Genomic DNA, 7,875 nt, shown 5'->3' with positions numbered 1-7,875 from the left:
ATGCCTTGTTTGTACTGAGTGCATTGACCAATCTGTACCTGGCGCGGCGACGATTGCGATGCCCGACATAGGATTGGTGCGCCTGATAAACCGCAACGGCGCACAAAACGGCTAGAAAACGGCCCATATTGAGCCGAATACTGCCTGAAAACGCTCCTTATGATGAAAAACACAAACATATTGAATCGGCCGTGCTGGTTTGCATCACTTATTCAGACGTTCCCTAAGGATTGAAACATGGGGTGAGGTTAAAAGATCGCTATTAATGCTACTGTAGATTCGGTGGTAAAATTGCAGTCCGCGGTACGGTCGCGGCTGCGGTGGACATAGCGCGAGGTTCTAGCCGCCGTAGGAGCGGTTTCACCCGCGAACACCGTAGCCGGATTCGGGGTTATCTTCGCGGATATATTCGATCCTGCAAAGGGTGGGGCGGTTCGATTAAGGATCGTGAGATTCCACGCTGACGAGAAACCAGCCAGTTTTAACCTTGACGGGAATGTGCACGGACTTTCATGGGCAGGAGGGGCGGTGGCCTCGCCGGACCGGATGCAGAAGCCCGACCCATGATGCATTTAATCAGAGATTCTAGGGAGTTAGAGATCGGGTAGCGTTTCTGGCGCCTGTTATTACATTAGACAGACCGTAAGGAAGTGAAGTCTGCAGAGATGCTTGTCGCTTAACGTGTGGTAGGGTCCGTTAAATTTACCTCCCAATCGTGGAGCGGCATGACATCATGTCTATGCGAGCGGCAGGTGGCTAGATCAAGCAAATAAAGTTTCGGCATGGAGTTGATTTATGAGCCTGGTGGTAACAGGTGGCTCGGGATTTATTGGTAGCAACTTTATACTGGATTGGCTCAGGGAATACGACGAGCCGATTGTAAATCTCGATAAACTGACGTATGCGGGGAATCCTGAAAATCTGGCTTCACTGGCGGGTGACGCAAGGTACAATTTCTTTCACGGCGATATTGGCGATCGTGAGCCTCTTGCCACGGTGCTGCGGCGCAGCCAACCACGCGTGATACTCAATTTCGCCGCAGAGTCCCATGTGGATCGCTCGATCCATGGACCAGAAGATTTCATTCAGACCAATATCGTTGGCACTTTCCGCTTGCTGGAAACGGTTCGTGAGTATTGGAATGACCTGGAGGGCGAGTCTCGCGACCAATTTCGATTTCTGCACGTCTCGACCGATGAGGTCTATGGTTCTCTCGCGCTGGAAGATCCAGCATTCACAGAAACTAAGCGCTATGAACCTAACAGTCCCTACAGCGCCAGCAAGGCCTCTTCCGACCACCTGGTGCGGGCATATCACCACACCTACCGACTCCCGGTGCTGACCACCAACTGTTCCAACAACTACGGGCCGTATCAGTTTCCAGAAAAGTTAATTCCTCTCGTAATACACAATGCACTCAACGGAAAACCACTGCCGATCTATGGCGATGGGCAGCAGATACGGGACTGGCTCTATGTCGGTGACCATTGCAGCGCAATTCGCAGGGTGCTCGAAGCCGGTAAACCCGGCGAGGTCTACAATATTGGCGGCCTCAACGAAAAAACCAATATGGAAATTGTCCATACTCTTTGCGACATTCTGGGCGAATTGCACCCAACCAATCATGACTCCACATTTTCTACCTATCAGGATTTGATCTCGTTCGTTAAGGATCGCCCCGGACACGACAGACGTTACGCGATAGATGCGACCAAGATTGAAAGGGATCTTGATTGGCGGCCAGCGGAGACCTTTGACAGCGGTATCCGAAAAACCGTGAGATGGTATCTGGACAATCAGGACTGGGTGGAACGTGTTACCAGTGGTGAGTACCGGCATTGGGTTGAGAGGCACTACACGTGACGATTCTTCTGCTGGGTGCCAATGGTCAGGTCGGGTGGGAGCTGAGGAGATCTCTCGCGCCACTGGGACCGCTCGTCGCGTGTGACAGAGGCGATATTGATCTGGAAGATCTCGATCGCCTTCGATCTACCCTTCGCAGGATTACTCCATCGTTTGTGGTGAATGCAGCGGCATATACAGCAGTGGACAAGGCAGAAAGTGAGCCGGACCGGGCTTATCGCATCAACGCCGAAGCAGTGGAGCTTCTGGCGCGAGAATCTAAACGGCTCAATAGTTGGTTGGTACACTACTCCACCGATTATGTTTTCGATGGTGAAAAATCCACCCCCTATCGGGAGGACGATAAGCCGAACCCCCTCAGTGTCTACGGAAAATCAAAGCTTGAGGGTGAACGGGCGATACAGGAAAGTGGATGCCACTACCTGATCTTCCGCACCAGCTGGGTATACGCGGCTCGGGGGCACAACTTCATCAGGACTATTCTCCGCCTGGCTAGAGAGCGCGAGGAACTGAATATAGTTGCCGATCAGTTCGGAGTACCCACCGGTGCCGAACTACTCGCGGATGTATCCACGCTCGCGATCCACAATCTACTAATCAACAAACACCCTCTCCCCCTGGGAGAGTGCAGGGTTGGGGGGGGCAACAACCGCCTTGCGCGCGATGGAAGTTTTGGCAATGATCTTCAGTCCACGGACCGATCCGACATCTACCATCTTGTCCCCAGCGGAGAAACCTCCTGGCATGGATTTGCCCAACACATAATCGCTGCCGCAGCGAGGCGCGGCTTTGAACTGCGCGCACCACCAGATCGCGTGTATCCTATTGCGACATCGGAGTATCCAACCCCTGCAAAACGCCCCGCGAGCTCGCGACTTGATACGCAGAAGCTGCGCAAGGCATTTGGTATATTTCTCCCGGCGTGGGAGGAGGGGGTGGAGCGGGTGGTTGGGGAGGTAGTGGGGAGTGGGGAAAGCAGATGAACAGCTTGAAGTTTGGAAGGTGGCTATGCAGCTGGTGAAATCGGTTTACGAACTGACGGCCGGATTTCCCGGTGAGGAGCGATTTGGTCTGATAGAGCAAATGCGGCGAGCTGCGGTGTCAACCTCAAGTAACCTAGCAGAGCGCGCTGGGCGCAACCACGCTAAGGAAAAACCGCAGTTTATCGGCATCTCCCGTGGCTCACTGGCAGACCTAGAGACTCAGTTACAACTGGCGGTAATGCTCAATTTCGCCCCGAAAGATCACATTGCTTTCGAATTGGCTGACCGAGCAGGAAAGTTATTGACAGGGTTACATGAAAAGTGGCGTATGAAATGAATGCCCCCAGCCCCCATTCACCACTCCCCACTCCCCAAAGAAGGGGAATCATCTTGGCTGGAGGTTCCGGCACGCGCCTGTATCCAGTTACCAGGGTGATCTCCAAACAGTTACTGCCGGTCTTCGACAAGCCGATGATTTACTACCCGTTATCGACCCTCATGCTGGCAGGTATTCGGGAAATCCTGATTATCTCCACCCCCCATGACACACCCCGCTTCGAAGAACTCCTCGGCGATGGTTCTCAGTGGGGCCTCGAGATCCGTTACGCTGTACAGCCATCACCCGATGGGCTGGCCCAGGCCTTTCTCATTGGTGAAGCCTTCATCAAGGATTCTCCATCAGCCCTGGTGCTTGGAGACAATATTTTCTACGGTCATTCTTTGCACAAGCTTCTCGCTTCAGCCAATCAGCGAGAAGAGGGAGCGACTGTATTTGCCTATCACGTACAGGACCCCGGGCGTTATGGCGTCATCGGATTCGATAACAACGGGCAGGTAACAACGCTTGAGGAGAAACCAGAGCGCCCTAAATCGAGCTATGCGGTAACCGGGCTTTACTTCTATGACAACACCGTTTCAGAGCTTGCGAAGCAGCTCAAGCCTTCTCAACGAAATGAGTTGGAGATCACCGATCTGAACCGACTGTACCTGGAGGCGGGTAATTTGTCGGTGGAACTAATGGGGAGAGGTTACACTTGGCTTGACACTGGAACACATGAAAGCCTGCTCGAAGCCAGTCAATTTGTTCAGACCATCGAACACCGCCAAGGGCTCAAAATAGCGTGTCCGGAAGAGATTGCTTTCCGTCAGAATTGGATCAATTCAGATCAATTGGAGAGCCTTGCTGGGCCGATGCATAATATCGCGTACGGTCAATACCTCATGCAGGTACTTCGAGGGAAGAGGATAGGTTCTAGTTCAACCAGCTATCTGTTGTAGAGTTCTTATGAAAGTAACAGAAACTGCTATTCCTGATGTAAAGATTCTCGAGCCCAAAGTCTTTAGCGACGAGCGTGGTTTCTTTTACGAGAGCTTTAACCGGAAAGCGTTCGAAGAGGCAACCGGTCTGTCGCCACTATTTGTTCAAGACAATCATTCCAGATCAGCGAAAGGCGTACTGCGGGGATTGCATTATCAGCTGCCGCCTAAAGCACAGGGAAAACTGGTACGTGTGGTGCGGGGCGAAGTATTTGATGTTGCAGTCGATATACGCCAAGGCTCGCCTACCTTTGGCCTGTGGATCGGTGTAACTCTGTCGGCGGAGAATAGGAATCAGCTTTGGATCCCTGAGGGATTCGCCCACGGTTTTCTAGCGCTGTCTGATTCAGCAGAGTTTCTCTACAAAACTACTGACTACTATGCCCCTGATTTTGAGCGATGTATCCTCTGGAATGACCCCGATATCAACATAACGTGGCCAATTAAAAGTAAAATACGTTTATCTGATAAAGATCAAAACGCTTTGCCAATTAGAAATGCAGATCTCTTTGTGGATCTCCGGTAGCATCTAACGTAACGAAACCAGTAAGCACCGGTATACCGTCAATGAATAGCACCGATACTAAAGACTTGCAGGAAAGACTTAAGCAGCTCGAAGAGGAAAACGAGCTGCTGTTGCTCCAACTCCATCAGGTGCAGGAAGAATTGGAGCACTATTTCCTGCTTAACCAAAAAAATGAACGGGAGCTTGGCGAAAGGGAAAGGGGGTATGCCGCAGTCACTCCGATCACCATTTCCCCGGTGATCACCGCGCAGAAAGCAAACCCGCTCTTGCGGCTCACTGACCTGCTCGGTTGGACGGTGAGCATCAAGGCACAAGTTTTACAGCAATCCGGCTTCTTCGACGAAGAGTGGTATCTGAAGCAATACCCCGATGTTGCAGAAGCAGGCAAGGATCCCATAGAGCACTACCTACGCTTTGGAGCAACAGAAGGACGTAACCCCAGCCAGCGTTTCGACACTCAGTGGTATCTGCAGAATTACCCTGATGTGGCAAAAGCTGGTATGAATCCTCTTCTGCATTACATCCGTTTCGGTAAGGCGGAAGGGCGTCAGCCGTCCTGGAATCAGAAAGCCGGCGCGGATATCAGTGCTTATGCGCAATTTGTAGACAACCTGTCGAGGCAGAACTCCGATCGGGCGCAGGAAGTTGCCCACCTGAAGCGCGAACTACAGGGTAGCCGTGAGGAATACAAGAAACTCACAGGCGATCGTGGTCGTGAGATCGAGACGCTCAACGAGGTCCGGGCGCAGCTGGAGCAGGAAAGGTCGGTGCTCGCGGAACGGTACGAGGCGCAGGCGCAGCTCGCGGCCGAACGTGGTCGTGAGATCGAGGCACTCAACGAGGCCCGGGCGCAGCTGGAGCGGGAAAGGTCGGCGCTAGCGGAACGGTACGAGGCGCAGGCGCAGCTCGCGGCCGAACGTGGTCGTGAGATCGAGGCACTCAACGAGGCCCGGGCGCAGCTGGAGCAGGAAAGGTCGGCGCTCGCGGAACGGCACGAGGCGCAGGCACAACTCGCGGCCGAACGTGGTCGTGAGATCGAGGCACTCAACGAGGCCCGGGCGCAGCTGGAGCAGGAAAGGTCGGCGCTCGCGGAACGGCACGAGGCGCAGGCGCAGCTCGCGGCCGAACGTGGTCGTGAGATCGAGGCACTCAACGAGGCCCGGGCGCAGCTGGAGCAGGAAAGGTCGGCGCTCGCGGAACGGTACGAGGCGCAGGCGCAGCTCGCAGCCGAACGTGGTCGTGAGATCGAGGCACTCAACGAGGCCCGGGCGCAGCTGGAGCGGGAAAGGTCGGTGCTCGCGGAACGGTACGAGGCGCAGGCGCAGCTCGCGGCCGAACGTGGTCGTGAGATCGAGGCACTCAACGAGGCCCGGGCGCAGCTGGAGCAGGAAAGGTCGGCGCTCGCGGAACGGCACGAGGCGCAGGCACAACTCGCGGCCGAACGTGGTCGTGAGATCGAGGCACTCAACGAGGCCCGGGCGCAGCTGGAGCAGGAAAAGGCAGCGCTAGCAGAAGAGCTTGAAGAGCAAGCGCAGCTCGCGGCCGAGCGGCTGAAGCAACGCAACGAACTTCAGCAGAAAAACCAAAATTGGCAAGCGGCCGAAACCGAATTGACCACGCGCCAACAACTCATGCAAGAAGAAATGGTCAGGGCAGAGGCTCAGCTAGACCTCATCAAAGACATGCTCCTTAGAGAGCCTGGTCTATGAGCGCCAAATCTACAAATCGCCGCCGCAAAAAAAAGGTAAAAGAGACTGGTGAAGTAATTAGCGAACACCGGGAACCCGAGGTCGTCCCTTACGATGAAAACCTTCTAGAGCGCGCTCGTACTCAATGGCAATTCGGTGACTGGCAAAGCCTCGTTGGGCTCGATCGCGGTTCATTGCAACACCACCCCGACCGCGCCAAGCTTGCCATGCTGGCCGCCGCCGGCAGATTGCAAACGGATCAGACCGCCGAAGCCCGGCACTATATTCGCCTTGCACAGGATTGGGGTGTAAGCAAAAAGCTAATTAGCCAGATCCTGATAGCCGGCGTGCATAACAGCCTCGGCCGGGCAGCCGCCATCAGCAACCAACAGCACCGCGCGTTGCAACATTTCGAAAACTCAATCGCTATAGGTACACCCGGTAGCGCCAAATCCCTGATCGCTAATGCGCGGGCGAGGTATGAGCTTGAAACTATGGGCTTGCTGCCTGGTAGCCAAGGTCGTTTGCAGCAATACCAGGCGCTGGTAAACATAGATAAGCAATTCGATAATCCAGGCAATACCAATACGCCTTCGCCGACTCCTATCAGCGAAGCGCATACCTTTTACATCAAGCTTGGCCAAACGCACGAAGACAAACCTATTCCCTTCTTACTCATCGATTCCAAATCGCTGCCCCGTTCTGGCTTGCACTACCTAAAAAGCACATTGAGTAGAGTATTCGGTGAACATTTCTCGTTCTGCGAGTGGTATCAAGAACCCGGTTGTTGCAAAAGAATGCCATGTGCGTTGACCGGATTTGCAACTCACGCTGAACAAACCGGAAACCTACGCATTCGATTAACCAAGTCTCACGATTTCGATCTAGCTGATCCAATATTTGATACGAACCGCTACTTGCGACGACTTGTGCTCGTTCGTGATCCACTCTTTATACTGACTTCGTGGTTTGCCTTGGACCAACTCGATGCACACAAAGCTATTCTTGCCAAGAATGGGATCAGTATCAATAAAATATGGTTGGCACACGAAAAGGAAGTGCTGAAACCGGCCTATGATTTGTTGAACGAGTACTTCAATCCACCATCACTCCAACAGCTTACTAAGTGGCTAGAAAATAAGTCTCAATACATTGCGAGTTTCATGGGGAAATGGCTAAAACCCTTACTTGCGCAATCTGAAAGTTACGTGCAGGTCGTGTGCTACGAGGACGTAAACCGTTATATCGAGAGCATAGCCACCGAGTTCAAATTGCATTTACCCGATACGAAAGTGAAAGCTATCGAGGAAGCGGTCCGCCAAGCTGAACGACAGTTCAAGAAACGCGAAGACCCATTTCATGTATCGTCGATATATTTGTCCGACTACATCCGGAGTAACAAAATGTTGTTCAAGAAGGTAGCTAATGAATTAGTCGAATTAGAGGTTTGGGGAAATTTGATCAACAGCCAGTAGATTTTTAGCATGGAGATATATAC

The 7,875-nt window shown here is 53.1% G+C and carries 7 protein-coding genes; all 7 read left to right on the top strand.

All coding sequences use genetic code 11. The features are described 5' to 3' along the window. Window positions 1–795: 795 nt before the first annotated feature. Genes rfbB through DWQ09_15250 form a run of 7 tightly spaced genes read left to right on the top strand, consistent with a single transcriptional unit; the run spans window position 796 to window position 7,852 of the window. A complete protein-coding gene (rfbB, locus tag DWQ09_15280) occupies window positions 796–1,863 on the top strand; it encodes a dTDP-glucose 4,6-dehydratase (GenBank protein KAA3626781.1) in 1,068 nt (355 codons plus the stop codon). Next, complete coding sequence (rfbD, locus tag DWQ09_15275; protein KAA3626780.1) at window positions 1,860–2,846, top strand: dTDP-4-dehydrorhamnose reductase; 987 nt, start codon at window positions 1,860–1,862, stop codon at window positions 2,844–2,846. The genes rfbB and rfbD overlap by 4 nt, the downstream gene beginning before the upstream one ends. Window positions 2,847–2,871: 25 nt before the next feature. Then, complete coding sequence (locus DWQ09_15270) at window positions 2,872–3,183, top strand: four helix bundle protein (GenBank protein ID KAA3626783.1); 312 nt, start codon at window positions 2,872–2,874, stop codon at window positions 3,181–3,183. After that, window positions 3,180–4,124, top strand: a complete 945-nt coding sequence (rfbA, locus tag DWQ09_15265; protein ID KAA3626779.1) for a glucose-1-phosphate thymidylyltransferase — start codon at window positions 3,180–3,182, stop codon at window positions 4,122–4,124. The genes DWQ09_15270 and rfbA overlap by 4 nt, the downstream gene beginning before the upstream one ends. 7 nt (window positions 4,125–4,131) lie before the next feature. Next, window positions 4,132–4,689 carry a dTDP-4-dehydrorhamnose 3,5-epimerase gene (gene rfbC, locus DWQ09_15260; GenBank protein ID KAA3626778.1) on the top strand — a complete coding sequence of 186 codons (558 nt, stop codon included), beginning with the start codon at window positions 4,132–4,134 and terminating at the stop codon, window positions 4,687–4,689. A 41-nt stretch (window positions 4,690–4,730) separates the two neighbouring features. Next, complete coding sequence (locus tag DWQ09_15255; protein ID KAA3626777.1) at window positions 4,731–6,398, top strand: hypothetical protein; 1,668 nt, start codon at window positions 4,731–4,733, stop codon at window positions 6,396–6,398. Next, window positions 6,395–7,852 (top strand): hypothetical protein, encoded by a 1,458-nt coding sequence (locus tag DWQ09_15250; protein ID KAA3626776.1) that lies wholly within the window; start codon window positions 6,395–6,397, stop codon window positions 7,850–7,852. Before DWQ09_15255 ends, DWQ09_15250 begins: the two co-directional genes overlap by 4 nt. Window positions 7,853–7,875: the final 23 nt, after the last annotated feature.

The organism is Pseudomonadota bacterium, assembly GCA_008501635.1.
Taxonomy (GTDB): domain Bacteria; phylum Pseudomonadota; class Gammaproteobacteria; order QQUJ01; family QQUJ01; genus QQUJ01.
This window is presented reverse-complemented; position numbering and strand designations above follow the sequence as displayed.